Here is an 18,451-nt window from a genome sequence, read left to right on the forward strand (position 1 = left end):
GCACAGTAGGCACGTCCCGACCGCAGGCACCCAGGAGAGACGTGGCACGCGTGCGCACCCCTAGCCCCGGCGACGACGCCGGCGTGCTCACCCGGGTGAGGGAGCGGGTCGACGCCGTCGCCAGGCACTCCCCGGCTCGCCTGACCCTGATGGTGTTCGCTTCGGTGATCGGGCTCGTCACCACCCTGCTCTCGCTGCCCCTCGCCACCAGCGACGGCGACCGCGCCCCCTTTGTGGACGCCCTCTTCACCGCCACCTCCGCGGTGTGCGTCACCGGCCTCGTCACTGTCGACACCGCCACCTACTGGTCCCCGTTCGGGCAGGCGGTCATCCTGATCGGCATCCAGATCGGCGGACTCGGCGTGATGACGCTCGCCTCGATCCTCGGCCTGGCCGTCTCCCGCCGGATCGGTCTGACGCAGAAGCTGCTGGCCGCGGCCGAGACCAAGACCACCCGCCTGGGGGAGGTCGGCTCACTGCTGCGGGTGGTGCTGGTGACGATCGCGGTGATCGAGACCGCGCTGTGGATCGTGCTCTTCCCGAAGTTCCTGCTGATCGGGTACTCGTTCGGCGAGGCGCTGTGGCACAGCCTGTTCCAGGCCGTCTCGATCTTCAACAACGCCGGCTTCATCATCGAGGAAGGCGGCCTGGGCCAGTACGCCGGGGACTGGTGGATGGTGCTGCCGATCATCATCGGTGGCTTCATCGGGGCACTCGGCTTTCCGGCGATCCTCTCGGTCGCTCGCAGCTGGCGCCGGCCCGGCCGCTGGTCGCTGCATGCGAAGCTGACCGTGGCGACCAGCGCCCTGCTGTGGGCAGCAGGAGCCCTGCTGATCGGTGCGCTGGAGTGGGGCAACCCGCGCTCCTTCGGCCCGCTGCCCGTCGCCGACAAGATCCTGAACGCGATGCTCGCGGGAATGACGCCCCGATCCTCCGGCTTCTCCACGGTCGACATCGCCTCGATGACCGAGAGCACCTGGCTGGTCCAGGACGCGCTGATGTTCGTCGGGGGCGGCAGCGCCTCCACTGCCGGCGGGATCAAGGTGACCACCTTCGCCGTCATGGTGCTGGCGATCCTGGCAGAGGCGCGAGGCGACCCGGACATCGAGGCGTTCGGACGGCGCATCGCCCCGACCGTGCTACGTCTGGCCGTGGCGGTGGCGTTCGTCGGCGCAAGCCTGGTGGGCGCCGGGACGCTGGCGCTGCTGGTACTGACCGACCTGCACCTGGACGTCATCCTGTTCGAGGTGATCTCGGCCTTCGCCACGTGCGGCCTGAGTACCGGGATCACCGCCAACCTTCCCGACTCCGCGAAGTACGTGCTGAGCGCCCTGATGTTCACCGGGCGGTTGGGCACGATGACCATGGCGGCGGCGCTGGCCGTCCGGGACCGCCGCCGCGTGATCCGACTCCCCGAGGAGAGGCCGACCATTGGATAAGAAGTTCTCGCGTGGGAACGCTCCGCAGGTGGACCAGGGGGCGGACGCCAGCGTGCTGGTGATCGGCCTGGGCCGCTTCGGCGGTTCGCTCGCCGCCACCCTCGACGAGCTCGGACGCGACGTGCTCGCCGTCGAACGCGACCCGGCCCTGATCCGGGACTGGACCGGACGCATCCCGCTGGTGGAGGCGGACGCCTCCAATCCCGTCGCCCTCGAGCAGCTCGGGGTCCAGGACTTCCCCATCGCGGTGGTCGGGGTGGGGACCTCGCTGGAGGCGAGCGTGCTCATCACGGGCAACCTCGTCGACCTCGGCACGCCCTTGATCTGGGCGAAGGCCATCTCCGCCGAGCACGGGCGGATCCTGCAGCGCATCGGCGCCCACCACGTGGTCTATCCCGAGCACGACGCCGGCGCGCGGGTGGCGCACCTGGTCTCGGGGCGGATGCTCGACTTCATCGAGCTGGAGGACGGCTTCACGATCGTCAAGATGCGCCCGCCGAAGGAGACGCACGGGTTCACCGTGGGCGAGACGGAGATCAAGAGCAAGTACGGCGTGACGGTGATCGGGGTGAAGCAGCCCGGTCAACCGTTCGAGTACGCCTCGGCGGAGACCCGTATCGATGCCGGGGACACCCTGATCCTCTCCGGCGACACCGCCCTGCTCGAGAAGTTCGCGGCGCGGCCCTAGCGACCCGTCGCGACGCCGAGGGCCGGCGGGCTCTCAGTCGCCCAGCTCGCGGCCCATCTCGATCGAGCGCAGCCGGACGGTCTCGGCGGCAGCGATCACGGCGGCGCGCACGCCCCGCTCGTCGAGCTCACGGATGGCCGCCACGGTCGTCCCGGCCGGTGAGCTGACCCGTTCGCGCAGCACGACCGGGTGCTCGCCGGTCTGCTGGGCCATCGCCCCGGCCCCGGCGACGGTCTGCACCGCGAGCTCGCGGGCGAGGTCGCGGCTGAGACCCCCGAGCACGCCGGCCTCGGCGAGGGCATCGATGAGATAGAAGACGTAGGCAGGACCCGAACCGGAGATCGCGGTGACGGCGTCCTGGTAGGTCTCCTGCACGCGGTGGACCGCACCGGTCCCGGCCAGCAGCCGGGCGACCTGGTCCAGGTGCTCGTCGGTGGCGTGCTCGCCGGCGCTCAGCACGCTGACGCCGGCGCCGATCGTGGCCGGGGTGTTGGGCATCACCCGCACCACCGCGGTGCCGGCGGGCAGGCGGGAGCCGAGGTACGCCGTCGAGATACCGGCAGCGACGCTCACCACCACCGCGCCGGGCTGGAGTGCGGGGGCGATCTCGGCGGCGACGTCACCGATGTCCTTGGGCTTGACGGCGAGGATCACCACATCCGCGCCGGCGACGGCGTCACGGTTGCCGTCGGCCGCCTGCACCCCGAGAGCCTCGGCACGGGCACGGGCGTGCTCGGGCCGGCCGTCAGCCACGCGAACGCCGCCGGCGTCCACGGTCGGCAGCATCGAGGTCAGGATCGCCTCCCCCATCACACCGATGCCGATGAGGGTGATGCGTTCTGCCATGGCGGGCTCCCGTCGCTCGTGCTCGGTCAACAACGTCTCCTCACAGAGGGTAGGCGCGATAGAAGGCGCTCGCGGTCTCCACATCGGGCGTCTCGGCGACGAGGACGACCGTGGCGTTGGTCCAGGCCACGCGGGCGCCGTCGCCGGCCTCGGTGATGACGTATCGGCCGGCGGGCTCACCCTCGACCTCCACCTCACCGGACTCGACCGGCTCGACGCCCTCGGTCAGCGCTGCCAGCGTCTCCTCGGCCTCCTCGGGGTCCTCCCACTGGCCGACGCGGACGCCGACGGCGTCCTCGGGTCCGGTGTAGGTCAGCCGCCAGCTCTCGAGGGCGTTCACCCCGAGCGGCTCAGGGTCGGACTCCTGCGCGGTGACGGCGAAATCCTCGGCCCCGTGCACGACGTCGGGCAGGGCCGCGAGCAGCGCGGTGGAGGCGTCCCGCTCGATGGGCTCGGGCGCAGCGGAGCCTGTCTCCGTGCCCGCCTGGGTGGCCGGTGAGGGCGAGGGCTCGTCCCCACCGAACAGGACCGGGCGAAGGAGCAGGCCGAGCACGACGAGCAACACGACCACCGCGGCCACGAGCACCGGCAGCAGCCAGCGTGGCCGCCGGCGGCGTGGCCTGATGGTCCCCGTAGCCCCGCCGGCCTCGTGCGGCCGGCCGACCTGCGTGCTCGACATCTCGTGGCTCCCACCCGCTCGTGCTGCGCCCGGCCCGGGCATGTGCCCGGTCACTGTACGCGGCTGAGCGCTCCGGCACACCGGCCGGCGCGCGGACGATCGCCGTGGCGTGCCCGCACCGGCGGTCGCTGTCGGAGGGGGCGGCTACGGTGTGCGGGACGGACCGAGAGGGGCAACGGATGAAGGCACGAACCACGTTTGCGTGCTCGGGCTGCGGCGCCGAGTACACGAAGTGGTACGGCCGCTGCCAGCGATGCGGCGCCTACGCCACCATCGAGGAGAGCAGCTCGGCCGCCGCGAGCGCCGGCCTGCGATCCACCCGGACCACGCGTGCGCCGGCGCGGCCGGCGCGCCGCGTGCACGAGATCGAGGCGGACTCGCGCCAGGAGCGCACGTCCACCGGTCTGCGCGAGCTCGACCGGGTGCTGGGCGGCGGACTGGTGCCCGGTCAGGTGGTGCTGCTCGCCGGTGAGCCCGGGGCCGGCAAGTCCACGCTGCTGCTCACTGCCGCCGATGCGGTGGCCTCGGCCACCGGTCGCCCGGTCCTCTACGTCTCCGGCGAGGAGTCGGTCCAGCAGCTGGCCGCACGCGCCCACCGGATCGAGGCGACCAGCGAGCACCTGCTGCTCGCCGACAGCAACGAGCTGGGTGAGGCGCTCGGTCACCTGGAGGCGGTGGAGGGCGATCCGGCGCTGTTCATCGTCGACTCGGTGCAGGCCATCGCCTCCGCCGAGGTGGACGGCCGCGCCGGCGGAGTGGCCCAGGTCATGGAGGTCGCCTCCACGATCACCCGGCTGGCGAAGTCGCGGAACCTGCCCGTGTTCCTGGTGGGTCAGGTGACCAAGGAGTCCACGCTCGCCGGCCCCCGCGCGCTCGAGCACATCGCCGACACCACGCTCTCGCTGGAGGGCGAGAAGCAGACGCCGCTGCGGTTGCTGCGGACCATCAAGAACCGCTTCGGTCCCGCCGATGAGGTCGCCTGCTTCGAGCAGACCGACGGCGGGATCGTCGAGGTGCCCGATCCCAGCAGCCTGTTCCGCAGCCTCCGGGCCGCGCCGGTACCGGGCACGTGCCTGAGCGTGACGGTCGAGGGCCGGCGACCGATGATCGCCGAGATGCAGGCGCTGGTCTCACCCAGCACCACACCCAACCCGCGGCGCGGGGTGAGCGGGCTCGACACCTCCCGGGTCTCCATGCTGATCGCCATCACCGAGCGGCTCGGTGGGGTGCGCCTGGGCGACAAGGACGTCTTCGCCGCGACGGTCGGCGGGATGCGCTCGAGTGACCCGGCGACGGACCTGGCCGTCTGCCTCGCGATCGCCTCCGCCGCGCACGAGCTCGTCCTGCCACTGGACGTCGCGGCGATCGGTGAGGTCTCACTCTCCGGAGATATCCGCCGGGTGGGCATGATGGCGCAGCGCCTGGCCGAGGCGGGCCGGCTCGGGTACCGGCGGGTGCTCGTACCGGCGGGTACCGCGAGCACGCTGGGACCGACACCCGCCGGGGTGGAGCTGATGGAGGTCGCGGCGATCCAGGACGCACTGCGGCGTCTGGAAGGCCTGCAGCCCGCCGCGCGCGTCGCGCAGCCGACTACCATGAGCCAAGAGCCGGATCGGCTCACCTCGATCGATCCCGTCGAGGCGTGAGTGCCGCCGCCGCACATCAGAAAGGCCACCGGGTGCCCGCTTCCACACTTCCACCGCTCCTGCGGGAGACGCTGCGCGCCGTCGCACCGGGGACCGAGCTGCGCGACGGTCTCGAGCGCATCCTGCGGGGCCGGACCGGTGCGTTGATCGTGCTCGGCTACGACGAGACGGTCGCGCAGATCTGCTCGGGTGGGTTCGAGCTGGACGTCCCGTTCTCCTCCACCCGGCTGCGCGAGCTCGCCAAGATGGACGGGGCGATCGTGGTCGACCACCGCGCCGGGCGGATCCTGCGCGCCGCCGTGCAGATGCTCCCCGACGCCTCCATCGAGACCACCGAGTCCGGCACCCGGCACCGCACGGCCGAGCGGACGGCGAAGCAGACAGGGTTCCCGGTGATCTCGGTGAGCCAGTCGATGCGCATCGTCGCCCTGTACGTGGGCGGGCAGCGGTACGTGCTGGAGGACTCCGACATCATCCTTTCCCGGGCGAACCAGGCACTGGCGACGCTGGAGCGGTACAAGTCCCGGCTCGACGAGGTCAGCGGGACGTTGTCGGCGCTGGAGATCGAGGACCTCGTCACGGTCCGCGACGTCGCCGCGGTGGTGCAGCGCCTGGAGATGGTGCGGCGCATCTCGGCGGAGATCTCCGACTACGTGGTCGAGCTCGGCACGAACGGCCGGCTGCTCTCGCTGCAGTTCGACGAGATGATCGGTGGCGTGGGGCCCGACCTCGAGCTGGTGGTGCGCGACTACCTCGACACGCGCAGCGCTCGTTCGCTGGAGGATGTGCTCGAGGCGCTCGGCAATCTGGACTCGACCCAGCTCATCGACCTCACCCAGCTCGCGCGCATCCTCGGCCTCGGCGGGCGCCAGGGCGAATCACTGGACTCCGCCCTCTCCCCCCGCGGCTATCGGATGCTGCACCGGATCCCGCGCCTGCCGATGAGCGTCGTCAACGACCTGGTCGGCCACTTCGGGTCGCTGCAGAAGATGCTGGCCGCCACCACCGACGATCTCGAGGTGGTCGACTCGGTCGGGGCCCAGCGAGCGCGGGCCGTGCGCGAGGGCCTGTCCCGGCAGGCCGAGTCCTCGCTGCTCGAACGCTTCGCCTGAACGGTCCGCGCACCGAGGGCGGTCAACGGGTCAACGCAGCGTGAGCGCCTGCTCCTGGGCCACGAGCGTCTCCCCGACGTCGAGCGCGGCCTCGACGACGTAGGTTCCGGCCTCGGCGACGGCGGAGTCGCCGGGGCAGTCCTGCGCACTGCGGCGTCCGCTCCAGACGAGCGTGGCCTCCTCCTGCGCTCCGGTATCGAGCAGGACGGGCGTCTCTCCGGGCCCGGCCGGGCACTGCACACTGCTCCAGACCTGATCCTCACCCGAGGTGACGGTCAGGGTGAGGTCCTCGTGACCGACGTCGAGCAGACACGGCACCTGACCGCGGTTGGTGACGGTGACCGCCGCCGTGACATCCGAGCCGGCCGCCGGGCTCGTCGAGTCGAGTGCGAGCGCAAGCTCGACCGCCTCGGCACGGCAGGCGACAGGGTTGGCGAGCGCCTCCTCGTCCGGTGGGGCATCGGTCGTCGCGGAGAGGGTGGGCTCTTCCGGAGATGGGCTCGGGTCCTCCGCTCCGGCCGCTCCGCCGAAGCGGTCCATGAGGGCGCGGACGCCAAGGGTGCCGGCGAAGGCGAGCCCCGCGATGAGCACCAGCACGACGACTCCCACCACCATGCGCCGCCGGCGGTAGATGGCGCGGTCGGCCGCGCTCGTCCGGGCAGGTGGGCGCTTCATCGACGATGCTGCGCGCGCGGAGCTGCCCGTGGGCCGACCGGTCCGGGCCGGACGGGCGCCGGCGGCGCGTGACCCGCTGGCGGCGCTGCGTCCGCCTCCGGGCGCGCCGGCGGGACCGCCGCGGCGGTCGCTGCGCGGACGGCGCGCAGAGTCACGGGGGTTCTGCTTCGGCACGCCCCGACGGTATCCCGGGACGGCGAGATGCTGATGGAGCCACGGCGAGCGCCGGGCAGACTACCGGCGCTCTCCCCGGCAGGCTAGGGGTGGGGAGGAGACGACGGGCTGGGGCGCGATCGGCGAGCCGCTTCGTTCTCGCGGCGGCGCTCGTCCTGGGACCGCGTGTCCTCCTGGACCGTCCGCTCGGTCACCAGCCACTGCGGCGGGTCCGCGCGGAGCGCGTCGATCTCGGCCGTGGTGAGCGCACCCTCGATGCCCGCGCGGACGAGACCGGAGATCGAGATGCCGAGGCGACCGGCCACGACGGGGCGCGGGTGCGGGCCGTTCCGGCGCAGATCGGCCAGCCAGTCCGGGGGGTTGCGTTCGAGCTGTTCCAGTTCCGGGCGGGTGAACTGACCCTCCTGGAACTCCTGCGGCGTGGCCGGAAGGTACACGCCGAGCTTCTTCGCGGCGGTGATCGCCTTCATGCGTTGTTGATCGGCTCCCATGAGAGCAGTATGCCGGTCGCTAGGCTGGCGGCGTGACCTCTCCCGCCTTCCGCCTCGGCTACGTACCCGGGGTGACCCCGGCGAAATGGGCCACGATCTGGCGCGAGCGGCACCGCACCGGGCTCGAACTCGTCCCCCTCGACGTCCTCGACGCCGAACGGGCCGTCCGGGAGGGAGAGGTCGCCGCTGCGCTGCTACGCCCGCCGGTGGACCGGGAGGTGCTGAGCGCGATCGTGCTCTACGAGGAGGCGAGCGTGGTGGTCGTCCCGGCGGACCACGTGGTCGCTGCTCTCGAGCGCGACGAACCGGTCCAGCCCGCCGATCTGTCCGAGGAGCCGGTGTTCCATCCCATCGAGGACATCCTCGGGGTGCCACCCGGCCGGGTGCTCGAGTACCGGCCACCCACGATCGCCGAGGCGATCCCCCTGGTCGCGGCGGGCACCGGGGTGCTGGTGGTGCCGCAGTCCCTGGCCCGCCTGCACCATCGGCGCGATCTCACCTACCGCTTCCTCGCCGAGGGCCCGCTCGCCCCGGTCGCGCTGTGCTGGCCGACCGAGCGCACCACCGACGAGGTGGAGGACCTCATCGGGGTCGTGCGGGGCCGGACCGTGAACTCCTCCCGTGGGCGGACCCAGCAGCCGACACCATCGAGTCCGCGACCACGCGCCGGCGGGGGCAAGGCGGGACCTGCGCGCACCCACACCCGGCGCTCACCGCGCAAGGGCCGCCCAGGGGGCGGTGGTCAGCGCCGCGGCCGCGGCTGACGCGACACGACCGGCCCGCCGTGAGACGGTGGTGAGAGCGCACTCAGACGCGGCATCCACCGCCGCGCCCCGCGACGAGCCGGGAGGACTCATGACTGCGATCACACGACGCACCACCGCCGCACTGGTGGCCGCCGGCGCGGCCCTGGCGCTCTCCGCCTGCGTGGGTCACGGCCCAGGCAACGACGGCGATGAAGACCTGGCCCCCGGTGGTGAGCCGCGGGTCACCGAGACCGGAGAGGGCGGTGCGGGTCAGGACCAGGCTGACATGGTCACCCTGGAGGAGGGCTGGATGGCCGCCACCCTGGAGACGACCAGCGCGGCCTATGGGACGTTGTCGAACGGGTCCGACGAGCCGGTGACGATCACCGCGGCCACGAGCTCGGTCGCCTCGGAAGTGCAACTGCACGAGATGGCGCCCGAGGGCGAGGACGGCATGCAGGTGGCCGAGGACGGATTCACGCTCCCTGCCGGCGGGGAGGTCGTGCTCGAGCCCGGCGCAGAGCACCTGATGATGCTCGGTCTGATCCAGCCGCTAGAGCCGGGCGCCGAAGCCACGATCGAGCTCACCACGGCGGACGGCAGAACGACCTCGGTCACGGTCGTCGCCCAGGACGTCCCCGCCAACCAGGGCGGTCGGGCCGACGGCGACGACGACGACACCCAAGCGGGCGAGGACTGAGCGGCTACGAGCCGACTGGACCGATCAGCCCGAGTTCACCCACGCAACGCCTACGCTGTGGGCGATGACTGCCGCCCCGGATCCGACCGTTCTGCGCAGTGCCGTCCTGGGCTGGTACGAGGAGAATGCCCGCGACCTGCCGTGGCGCAGTCCCGCAGCGACACCATGGGCAGTGCTGGTCAGCGAGATCATGCTGCAGCAGACTCCCGTGGCGCGCGTGGAGCCCGCCTGGCGGGCCTGGCTGCACCGCTGGCCCACCCCGGCTGACCTCGCGCGGGCCACCCCGGCCGAGGTGCTCCGCGCCTGGGACCGGCTCGGATATCCGCGCCGGGCACTGCGGCTGCGGGAGGCGGCGCGCGCCCTCGTCGCCGAGCACGGCGGCGCTGTGCCCTCCGATGAGGAGTCGCTGCGCGGGCTGCCCGGCATCGGTGCCTACACCGCAGCAGCGGTCAGCGCCTTCGCCTACCGGCAGCGCGCGGTCGTACTCGACACCAACGTCCGCCGGGTCCTCGGCCGTGTGGTCGACGGGATCGCCCTTCCGCCGCCCTCACAGCGACGCACCGAGTCCGTGACAGCACAGTCCCTGCTCCCGGAGGATCCGGAGACCTCCGCGCGCTGGAACGTGGCGGTGATGGAGCTCGGCGCCCTGGTGTGCACGGCGCGCGCGCCGCGCTGCGAGCAGTGCCCGGTGGCCTCCGCCTGCCGCTGGCGGGCCGCCGGCATGCCCGAGGATGCGTTCGCGGCGACCCGGCGACGGCAGGCCTGGCACGGCACCGACCGGCAGGCTCGCGGCACGGTGCTGGCCGCCCTGCGCGAGCAGGAGGTGCTGCGCCCGGACCAGGTGAACGACCTGTGGCCCGACCGCGCGCAGTTGAACCGGGTGCTCAGCGGGCTGCGCCACGACTCGCTGATCGCGGCCGAGACCGACCTCGACGGCGTCGTGACGGGCTACCGGCTGCCACAGGCGTGACGGGCCTTAGGCTTCCGGCATGTCCTCCGATCCCGGCACGCTGCCCCCCGATGTCGCCATCGCACGGGCCCTGCGGGCCCACACCCGCACGCTGGTGGCGATGTGCGCCCTGGTGCTGGTGCTCACGCTGATCGGTGCGGGCGCCCTGAGCATGGCCGGTGGCGGCGCCGACGACCCACGCGTCCAGGCGGGTCTCACCCTGCTCGGCTCCGGTCAGCTGGTCGCGCTCCTCGCGGCAGCGGTCGCGGGCGCGGGCTGGCTCACCGTGGTCAGATCGGTGGGCGCGCCCGGGAGCGACGTGAGCGTGCGCGCGGTGGCCGCAGGCGTCCCGCGCGCGCAGGTCGAGGCGACCGGCCGCCGTCTGGCATGGGCGATGCGGTCTGCGGTTGCCGTCGCGGTGCTCGGAGTGTGCGCCTGGGCGGTCTTCGCCGTCGACGCCGTGGTCGGCGCGGCCGTCGGCGCCGTCCTGGTCGTGCAGGTGGCGCTCGTCATCGCGTTGGTGCGCCACCACCTGCTCCTGCACCCGCGCCGTCCTTGAGAGTCAGTCCTGAGAGCTGACCCTGAGAGTCGGCCCTGGGATCAGGCGCCGGCAGCGGCGCGGACCTGGTCCACGCTGAAGGCTCCCGGACCGAAGCCCTCCCGGGCTGCCCGCCCCGCGAGCTCGACGAGCGCGGCATTGACCGGGGTCGCCACCGCGTGCGCACGGCCGAGCGCAACGATCTCGCCGTTCAGGTAGTCCACCTCGATCGATCCGGTTCCCCGTTGCAGCGACTGCCAGCTGGAGCCGCCCCCGCGCTGATGGCCGGGGATCTCGCCGAGCCGTGAGCGCGGCTGGGTCTTCTCCTCCTCCGGCGTGGCGAAGCCGATCCCGGCGGCGGCCAGCGCCTGCTCGCCCTCGCTCCGCGCCTGCGCGGCCAGGTCTCGCGCGTCCTCGCCCTGGAGCGAGCCGACCAGAGCCTCGACGGCGTTCGCCAGGTTGCCGAGCAGCTTGGCGTACTTCCAGCGCATGACGTCCTCGCGCACCGGCGCGAGGAACCCGCTCGCCTGCAGATCGGCGGACACCTGGTGGTCCGTCTCATCGGCGCCCTCGGGCCACCGCCCCAGATGCAGGACGCCGCGGTAGGGCTCACCCTCGGCGGCCACGACACCCGGCTGCAGGTGGGTGGCCGGCAGCCACACGCACACACCGTGCACGCGGGTGAAGACGCGCGCGGCGGCGGGCTCGTTCGCCACGCCGTTCTGGGCACACAGCAGCGGCAACCGTTCGGCGGCCGTTCCGCCCGTGACGAGCGGGACCTGCGCCCATGCGTCCACGGCGGCGCTGGTGTCCTGCCCCTTGACGGCCAGGACCAGGACGTCGTCCTCCCGCAACCCGTCCTCGGCGGCGACCAGCTCCTGCGGGCCGGTCACCACGGGCGGGCGGACGGTGCTGGTGCCCTCCGGCGTGAGCAGCGTCAGTCCGTCGGAGGCCATCACCCGGGCGTGCTCCCCGCGCGCGACGAGCACCACCTCGTGCCCGTCCGCGCACAACTGTCCGCCGATCGTGCCGCCGACGGCACCTGCCCCGATCACCACATAGCGCATGCCGCCAGCATCCCACCGCTGCCGCCCGCGGGGTACCTCAACCGGCGGTGAGTGCCCAGAGCACGATCAGCACGATGACGACGACGAGCACGGCCCACCACGAGCCCCCGCCTGCCGCGGGACGCCGACGGTCACGGCTGGAGTATCCGCCCGTGGACCACGTGCGACGACGCGAGCTCGACCGCGAGACCCGCCCGAAGGAGGAGGACGACCCGCGCGAGCGGCGCGCCGACCCGAAGGATCGGCCACTGGAACGCCGGCCGAAGGAGCCGCCACCCGAGCGGCGTCCGATGCTGCCCATTCGTTTGCCCATGCGCTGAACCTAGCCCTGGGTGGGCGCGCCGGACACCCGTGCGGGCGGACGCGGGAGGGGAGAACTCCCCTGCCTCAGACCAGCCGGCGCAGCATCCGCGTGTTGCCGAGCGTGTTCGGCTTCACCCGCGCGAGGTCGAGGAACTCGGCGATCCCGTCGTCGCGGGAGAGCAGCATCTCCTGATAGACCTGCTGATCGACGACATCGCCGTCGATCTCGGCGAAACCGTGCCTGGCGAAGAAGTCCACCTCGAAGGTCAGGCAGAAGACCCGCGCGAGGCCGAATTCACGGGCACGCTCGAGCAGCGCCTCGACCAGGGCGTGGCCCACCCCGTGGCCGCGCACGTCCGGCCGCACGGCCAGGGTGCGTACCTCCCCCAGGTCCTCCCACATCACGTGCAGTGCCCCGCATCCGACGACGGCGTCCGCTCTGGTCGCCACGAGGAACTCCTGGACCGACTCGTAGTAGCCGACCATGTCCTTGGCGAGCAGGATCCGCTCGTCGGCGTAGGGCTCCACCAGTGCGCGGATCGCGCTGACATCGGCCGGCCGGGCCGGCCGGATCTCGATCGATGTGTCGGTCATGGGTCCATCATCTCCCGTTCGCGGCTCTGCCCTCGCCCCGGCGCTAGGACCTGCCTGGGCCACGCAGCCGGTCCAACAACGCCCGCGCGGTCGTCTCGTCGATGATCAGGTCGGTGGCCACCCGGGCGCGCAGCGCACCCAGGAGGGCGGGCACCTTGGCCTCCCCGACCGCCACGCACACCCGGCGGCCGAGGTGGCGAAGGTCTCCCGGCGAGGGTCCGGTGGCACGGGCGTTGATCGCCACGTCACGGTAGCTGCCGTCCTCGCGGAGGAACACGGTGCACACGTCGCCCACCACCCGGTCCGTCTTGAGCTGGGCCATGTCGGCCTCTTCCAGGTAGCCGGCGTTGTACACGTGCGAGGGCACGTCGGACTCGACGGCTCCCACCCCGAACAGCGCGATGTCGACGCGGCGCTGCACGTCCAGCACCCGTCGCACGCTGCGCTCGCGCCACATCGCGGCCTTGGTCTCGGCGAAGTCGAAGAAGGCGGGCACCGGGAACAGGTAGGGCGTGGCGTCGAAGGCGGCGGCGAAGCCGGCGATCAGGTCACCGGCGTAGGTGACGCCGCCGGCCAGGGTGCTCGCCGCACCGTTGAGCTGGACCACCGCACTGCCGCGCACCGGCGTCGGGGTCAGGTGCCGGGCGATCGCCGTGACGGTCGTCCCCCAGGCGACGCCGAGGACCATCTGCGGCGTGGCCCAGTCCGCGAGCAGCCGCGCGGCGACCATCGCCACCTGCTCCAGCCGGTGCACCTCGCTGGCGTGCTCACGCACGGGGACCACGTGCGTCTTGATCCCGAAGGTCGCCGAGAGCCGATGGCCGAGGTTCATCCCACTGCCGCTGGGCTGGCGCACGGAGATCCGGACCACGCCCTCCTCCCGGGCGGCCTTGATCAACCGGGACACGGTCGAGCGCGAGACCCCGAGGGTCTTGGCGATGACCTCCATGGTCTGATCCTGCAGGTAGTACATCGTCGCTGCCCGGTAGGCGTCGTCCTCACGCACTCTCACCCTCCGCCGTCCGTGGTGCACATCTGTGCACGATGGTTGCGCACTCGTGCGCGGACGGCAACCATGGCGGCGAGAGGGGGCGTCGCCAACGGCGCACACCCCTCCCTCACGACTCGAAGGGGAGAGGACACGTGCCCATCAGGCTCCGACGACGGAACCGAACGAGCAGTTGTCACGCCCCGAGCCGTGAGCGCGGCTCTGGGGGCTGATCCCGCCGCGTCCACCTCCTGAAGAGAAAGTGAGACAGGTCGTGAACTTTTCCGCGATCTTCGTCCCGGAGCTGTTCGGCACCATGATGCTGACGCTGCTGGGCTGCGGTGTCGTAGCGAACGCGTCACTGCCGGGCACCAAGGGCAACGGCGGCGGGTTCCTGATGGTCAACTTCGGCTGGGGCCTGGCCGTCTTCGCCGGTGTCTTCGTCGCCATCTCCAGTGGTGCCCACATCAACCCGGCCGTGACGATCGGGCTCATCGCCAACGGTGCCGAGGAGTTCGCCGATGGGGTCCCGGTCTCGGCGGCCAACACCCTCATCTACATCCTCGCGCAGATGGTCGGTGCCCTCCTCGGTGCCGTCTTCTGCTGGCTGGCCTACAAGACCCACTTCGATGCCGACTCCGACGGCGCCACCAAGCTCGGCGTCTTCTCCACCGGCCCAGCGATCCGCTCCTATGGCTGGAACGTGGTGACCGAGGTGATCGGCACGTTCGTACTCGTGTTCGTGGTGATCTCGTTCGGCTTCGCCGGCGAGCCGGCCACCGCGATCGGCTCCCCGCTCGCCGTCGGACTGCTCGTGGTCGGCATCGGCGCCAGCCTCGGCGGGCCCACCGGCTACGCCATCAACCCCGCCCGTGACCTCGGGCCCCGTATCGCCCACGCGCTGCTGCCGATCAAGGGCAAGGGCTCCAGCGACTGGAGCTATGCCTGGGTGCCGGTGGTCGGCCCCCTCATCGGCGGCATCATCGGCGGTCTCGCCGCCGCGGCGATCTTCGTCTGACCCCCAGGTGTGGCGGGTGAGACCGCCGCACCGTCTCGCACGGTCCGCTGCTGCGGACACACCACCACCGAAGGAGAATCATGGCGGACTACGTCCTCGCCATCGACCAGGGCACCACGAGCACCCGGGCGATCGTCTTCAACCACGCGGGTGAGATCGTCGACAGCGGTCAGCTCGAGCACGAGCAGATCTTCCCGAAGGCGGGCTGGGTCGAGCACGACCCGATGGAGATCTGGCGCAACACCCGCGAGGTCGTGGGCCTGGCGCTCACCCGTGCGAACATCACCTCCACCGACCTCGCCGCCGTCGGTATCACCAACCAGCGCGAGACCGCGGTGGTCTGGGACAAGAACACCGGCGAGCCGGTCTACAACGCGATCGTCTGGCAGGACACCCGCACCCAGAAGATCGCCGACGAGCTCGCCGGTGACGAGGGCGCCGAACGGTACAAGTCGATCTGCGGTCTCCCGCTCGCCACCTACTTCTCCGGGCCGAAGGTCAAGTGGATCCTCGACAACGTCGAGGGGGCCCGGGCCAAGGCCGAGGCGGGCGATCTGCTCTTCGGCAACACCGACACCTGGTTGCTGTGGAACATGACTGGGGGCACCGACGGCGGCAAGCACATCACCGACGTCACCAACGCCTCCCGCACCATGCTCATGGATCTGACCACCCTCGACTGGCACGAAGGCATCGCCTCGGACATGGGCATCCCGCTGTCGATGCTGCCCGAGATCAAGTCCTCCTCGGAGATCTACGGCGAGGGCAGGCCCAAGGGGATGATCCCCGGGATCCCGATCGCCGGGATCCTTGGCGACCAGCAGGCGGCCACGTTCGGGCAGGCGTGCTTCGAGATCGGCCAGGCCAAGAACACCTACGGCACCGGCAACTTCATGCTGATCAACACCGGGGAGGAGATCGTCCCCTCGGAGAACGGCCTGCTGACCACGGTCGCCTACAAGCTGGGCGAGGCCAAGCCGATCTACGCGCTCGAGGGGTCGATCGCCGTCACCGGCTCGCTCATCCAGTGGCTGCGGGACAACCTGGGCATGATCTCCTCCGCCCCGCAGGTGGAGGACCTGGCCAAGACGGTCGAGGACAACGGTGGCGCGTACTTCGTCCCCGCGTTCTCCGGCCTGTTCGCCCCGTACTGGCGCGGCGACGCCCGCGGGGTGCTGGTGGGCCTGACCCGGTTCGTCAACAAGGGCCACATCGCGCGCGCCGCTCTGGAAGCGACCGCCTTCCAGACCCGCGAGGTGCTCGATGCCATGAACGCCGACTCCGGTGTCGATCTCACCGAGCTCAAGGTCGACGGCGGCATGATCGCCAACGAGACCCTGATGCAGTTCCAGGCCGACATCCTCGGCGTGCCGGTGGTCCGCCCGAAGGTGGCCGAGACGACGGCGCTCGGTGCCGCGTACGCGGCGGGGATCGCCGTCGGGTTCTGGTCCGGTGAGCAGGACGTCATCGACAACTGGGCCGAGGACAAGCGCTGGGAGCCGGCGATGGACGCCGACGAGCGCGAGCGCCAGTACCGGTTGTGGAAGAAGGCTGTGACCAAGTCCTTCGACTGGGTCGACGACGACAGCGAGTGAGCTTCGCCCCTGCCACGGCGGCCCGTCCCCGACTCGGGGGCGGGCCGCCGTCATGTGCGGTGGGCAGGCCCGGTGACCGGATCGACACGGCTGCGTCGGTCTGCGGCACGATGGCCCGGCAGACCGACGCAGTCGTGTCGATCCCGTCAGGAGCTTCGTCGCAGAGCCGGGAGGTGGCCGCAGCAACCGGTTTCTCCCTAGGATGGGCTCGCACAGCACTCCGACCACCCCGGGCAGGACATCCGTGAGCAGCGACGGCGTCACCACCATCGCTGAGGTGGCCCGCCACGCCGGGGTCTCCCGGGCGACGGTCTCCCGGGTGATGAACGGGCGCGCCAGCGTCGATCCGGCACTGGCGGAGCGGGTGCGGCAGGTGGCCACCCGCCTGAACTACTCCCCCAGCCGGGTGGCGCGCAGCCTCTCGCTGGGCCGCACGCAGACGATCGGGCTGCTCGTGCCCGACCTGGGCAACCCCATGTTTCAGCAGGTGCTCCGTGGTGCGAACCAGGCAGCCCGACGCTCCGGCTACCGGATCCTGGTGGCCGACAGCATCGAGGAACCGCAGCGCGAGGCCGAGCTCGCGATCGAGGCGCGGCGGCGCTGCGACGCGCTCATCCTGTGCTCGCCCCGGATGCCCGAGACCGAGCTGATCAGCGTGCTGCAGGCCACCCGCCCGGTGGTGCTGGTCAACCGGGAGCTGGCCGCGTCGGCCGTGCCCACGCTCACCGTCGACTACGTGCACGGCATCCGCGCGGCGGCCCAGCACCTGCTCGATCTCGGCCACCGCCGCCTCCTCTATCTCGCCGGCCCGGCCCAGAGCGCCTCCAACGCCGCCCGGGTGGGCGGGCTGCGGGACTTCCAGCGCGAGCATCCGGAGGCCGCCATCGAGTTCCTGGCGTGCGGATCGATGATCGAGGACGGCCACCGAGCGGGCCGAGCAGTCCTCGAGTCGGGCGCGAGCGCCGTGCTCGCCTTCAACGACCTCGTCGCCTTCGGCCTGCTCGGTGCGCTGGACGAGGCCGGGGCGGACGTGCCCGGGGACCTGTCGGTGGTCGGCTTCGACGACATCGACTTCGCACGCTACGCGCGCCCCTCCCTCACGACGATGCACGTGCCGCAGGCCGAGCTCGGCCACCGGGCCTGGGAGCACCTGCACGATCTTCTCGAGCCGGGCGAGGGCAGCACACCGCCGACGCAGTACTACCGCCCCACGCTGATCGCGCGCGGCAGCACCGGCGCACCACCATGAGCGCGGTCCTGTCCGCCCTTGCGACGATGGCAGTGATCGCCTTCGCCGGCTGGGTGCTGGCGACCTTCCGGGTCCTCGGACCCGGCGCCCAGCAGGTCCTGGCGCGGCTGGTCTTCGCGCTGGCGACGCCGTCGCTACTGATCACCACGATCGGTGAGGCGAACCTGTCCCTGCTGCTCACGCGCACCGCGGCCACCACGGTCGTGAGCACGATGACAGTGGCCACGCTCGCAGCTGTGCTCTTCGGCGCGGTCCTGCGCCGTGGCCGCGGGCAGGCCACCGTGGCCACGCTGGCCGCCAGCTACGTCAACGCCGGCAACATCGGGATCCCGGTGGCCATCTATGTGCTCTCCGACGCCCTGGCCGTGGTGCCCACGATGCTGATGCAGTTGCTCGTGCTCGCCCCGGTGGCCTACGCCGTGCTGGACACCGCCGGCGCGCGGCGCCGCGAACTCGTGCTGCGTCCGTTGCGCAGCCCGCTCACGGTCGGGGCGCTGATCGGTCTGACCCTCGCCATCGTGCCGTGGACGCCACCCGATGTGGTGCTCGAGCCGCTGCGGCTGGTCGGCAGCATCGCGGCCCCACTGGCGCTGCTCACGCTCGGGATGTCCTTCGCCCCCGTGCGCCGCGGCGACACCCCGACGGCATCCTCGACCCCGCCCCCCGGCCCGGCGCCAGGTCACTGGTTGGACGTGGGGATCGTGGCCGTGCTGCGCGGCCTGATCCATCCGGCGCTGACCCTCGGCGTGGCCCTCGCCCTCGGTGTGGGAGGCCCGGCCCTGCTGGCCGTCGTCCTGATGGCCGCTCTCCCGACGGCGCAGAACGTGCTGGTCTACGCCCTGCAGTTTGACCGTGGGCTCCGGATCGCGCGGGACTCGCAGGTGATCACCACGGCGGTCTCGATCCCGCTGCTGGTCGGCGTGGTGGCGCTGCTGGCCTGAGGGCGGTGCGGTG

The 18,451-nt window shown here is 71.9% G+C and carries 20 protein-coding genes; 12 read left to right on the forward strand and 8 right to left on the reverse strand.

The genetic code is table 11. The features are described 5' to 3' along the window. Nucleotides 1-41 precede the first annotated feature (41 nt). On the forward strand, nt 42-1,439 hold the full coding sequence (locus tag LQF12_RS13575) for a TrkH family potassium uptake protein (RefSeq protein ID WP_231053442.1): 1,398 nt from the start codon (nt 42-44) through the stop codon (nt 1,437-1,439). Beyond that, nucleotides 1,432-2,127, forward strand: a complete 696-nt coding sequence (locus LQF12_RS13580) for a potassium channel family protein (RefSeq protein WP_231053443.1) — start codon at nt 1,432-1,434, stop codon at nt 2,125-2,127. The genes LQF12_RS13575 and LQF12_RS13580 overlap by 8 nt, the downstream gene beginning before the upstream one ends. Before the next feature lie 33 nt (nt 2,128-2,160). Here the strand turns inward: LQF12_RS13580 and proC are convergent, their stop codons facing one another. Both proC and LQF12_RS13590 read right to left on the reverse strand, forming a co-directional pair. Further along, a complete protein-coding gene (gene proC, locus LQF12_RS13585) occupies nt 2,161-2,973 on the reverse strand; it encodes a pyrroline-5-carboxylate reductase (protein WP_231053444.1) in 813 nt (270 codons plus the stop codon). 40 nt (nt 2,974-3,013) lie between these two features. Then, nucleotides 3,014-3,652 (reverse strand): hypothetical protein, encoded by a 639-nt coding sequence (locus LQF12_RS13590; RefSeq protein WP_231053445.1) that lies wholly within the window; start codon nt 3,650-3,652, stop codon nt 3,014-3,016. Between the two features lie 179 nt (nt 3,653-3,831). Here LQF12_RS13590 and radA point away from each other — a divergent pair, with 179 nt between their 5' ends. Beyond that, a complete protein-coding gene (gene radA, locus LQF12_RS13595) occupies nt 3,832-5,298 on the forward strand; it encodes a DNA repair protein RadA (protein ID WP_231053446.1) in 1,467 nt (488 codons plus the stop codon). Between the two features lie 32 nt (nt 5,299-5,330). Further along, nucleotides 5,331-6,410, forward strand: coding sequence for a DNA integrity scanning diadenylate cyclase DisA (gene disA / locus LQF12_RS13600; RefSeq protein WP_231053447.1), 1,080 nt, complete (start codon nt 5,331-5,333; stop codon nt 6,408-6,410). Nucleotides 6,411-6,440: 30 nt separating this feature from the next. Here disA and LQF12_RS13605 read toward each other — a convergent pair whose 3' ends face one another. Continuing rightward, complete coding sequence (locus tag LQF12_RS13605; RefSeq protein WP_231053448.1) at nt 6,441-7,085, reverse strand: hypothetical protein; 645 nt, start codon at nt 7,083-7,085, stop codon at nt 6,441-6,443. 257 nt (nt 7,086-7,342) lie between these two features. After that, nucleotides 7,343-7,750 carry a DUF5997 family protein gene (locus tag LQF12_RS13610; protein ID WP_231053449.1) on the reverse strand — a complete coding sequence of 136 codons (408 nt, stop codon included), beginning with the start codon at nt 7,748-7,750 and terminating at the stop codon, nt 7,343-7,345. Between the two features lie 32 nt (nt 7,751-7,782). Between LQF12_RS13610 and LQF12_RS13615 the strand changes: the two genes are divergently transcribed. The 4 genes from LQF12_RS13615 (at nt 7,783) to LQF12_RS13630 (ending at nt 10,704) form a co-directional block, all read left to right on the forward strand. Further along, nucleotides 7,783-8,514, forward strand: coding sequence for a LysR substrate-binding domain-containing protein (locus tag LQF12_RS13615; RefSeq protein ID WP_231053450.1), 732 nt, complete (start codon nt 7,783-7,785; stop codon nt 8,512-8,514). Nucleotides 8,515-8,605: 91 nt separating this feature from the next. After that, the gene (locus tag LQF12_RS13620) at nt 8,606-9,196 is read left to right on the forward strand and encodes a copper chaperone PCu(A)C (protein ID WP_231053451.1); all 591 of its coding nucleotides are present in this window, start codon (nt 8,606-8,608) and stop codon (nt 9,194-9,196) included. 64 nt (nt 9,197-9,260) lie between these two features. Next, on the forward strand, nt 9,261-10,166 hold the full coding sequence (locus LQF12_RS13625; protein ID WP_231053452.1) for an HhH-GPD family protein: 906 nt from the start codon (nt 9,261-9,263) through the stop codon (nt 10,164-10,166). 19 nt (nt 10,167-10,185) lie between these two features. After that, nucleotides 10,186-10,704: a hypothetical protein gene (locus tag LQF12_RS13630; RefSeq protein WP_231053453.1), complete on the forward strand. Its 519-nt coding sequence runs from the start codon at nt 10,186-10,188 to the stop codon at nt 10,702-10,704. 41 nt (nt 10,705-10,745) lie between these two features. On the opposite strand, the gene LQF12_RS13635 is transcribed toward LQF12_RS13630, so the two are convergent. From LQF12_RS13635 to LQF12_RS13650, 4 genes are all read right to left on the reverse strand, one after another. Then, nucleotides 10,746-11,750, reverse strand: a complete 1,005-nt coding sequence (locus LQF12_RS13635; RefSeq protein ID WP_231053454.1) for a ketopantoate reductase family protein — start codon at nt 11,748-11,750, stop codon at nt 10,746-10,748. A 37-nt stretch (nt 11,751-11,787) separates the two neighbouring features. Next, complete coding sequence (locus LQF12_RS13640; RefSeq protein ID WP_231053455.1) at nt 11,788-12,063, reverse strand: hypothetical protein; 276 nt, start codon at nt 12,061-12,063, stop codon at nt 11,788-11,790. 74 nt (nt 12,064-12,137) lie between these two features. Next, on the reverse strand, nt 12,138-12,647 hold the full coding sequence (locus LQF12_RS13645; RefSeq protein ID WP_231053456.1) for an amino-acid N-acetyltransferase: 510 nt from the start codon (nt 12,645-12,647) through the stop codon (nt 12,138-12,140). A gap of 43 nt (nt 12,648-12,690) precedes the next feature. Then, the gene (locus LQF12_RS13650; protein WP_231053457.1) at nt 12,691-13,659 is read right to left on the reverse strand and encodes a sugar-binding transcriptional regulator; all 969 of its coding nucleotides are present in this window, start codon (nt 13,657-13,659) and stop codon (nt 12,691-12,693) included. 250 nt (nt 13,660-13,909) lie between these two features. Here LQF12_RS13650 and LQF12_RS13655 point away from each other — a divergent pair, with 250 nt between their 5' ends. The 4 genes from LQF12_RS13655 to LQF12_RS13670 all read left to right on the forward strand — a co-directional run bounded on the left by LQF12_RS13655 (nt 13,910) and on the right by LQF12_RS13670 (nt 18,438). Beyond that, the gene (locus LQF12_RS13655; RefSeq protein WP_231055611.1) at nt 13,910-14,653 is read left to right on the forward strand and encodes an MIP/aquaporin family protein; all 744 of its coding nucleotides are present in this window, start codon (nt 13,910-13,912) and stop codon (nt 14,651-14,653) included. 80 nt (nt 14,654-14,733) lie between these two features. Beyond that, nucleotides 14,734-16,248: a glycerol kinase GlpK gene (glpK, locus tag LQF12_RS13660; protein WP_231053458.1), complete on the forward strand. Its 1,515-nt coding sequence runs from the start codon at nt 14,734-14,736 to the stop codon at nt 16,246-16,248. Nucleotides 16,249-16,492: 244 nt separating this feature from the next. Next, the gene (locus LQF12_RS13665) at nt 16,493-17,497 is read left to right on the forward strand and encodes a LacI family DNA-binding transcriptional regulator (RefSeq protein ID WP_231053459.1); all 1,005 of its coding nucleotides are present in this window, start codon (nt 16,493-16,495) and stop codon (nt 17,495-17,497) included. Next, complete coding sequence (locus LQF12_RS13670) at nt 17,494-18,438, forward strand: AEC family transporter (RefSeq protein WP_231053460.1); 945 nt, start codon at nt 17,494-17,496, stop codon at nt 18,436-18,438. Before LQF12_RS13665 ends, LQF12_RS13670 begins: the two co-directional genes overlap by 4 nt. The last annotated feature ends 13 nt before the right edge of the window (nt 18,439-18,451 follow it).

It is taken from the genome of Ruania suaedae (assembly GCF_021049265.1).
Taxonomy (GTDB): Bacteria; Actinomycetota; Actinomycetes; order Actinomycetales; family Beutenbergiaceae; genus Ruania; species Ruania suaedae.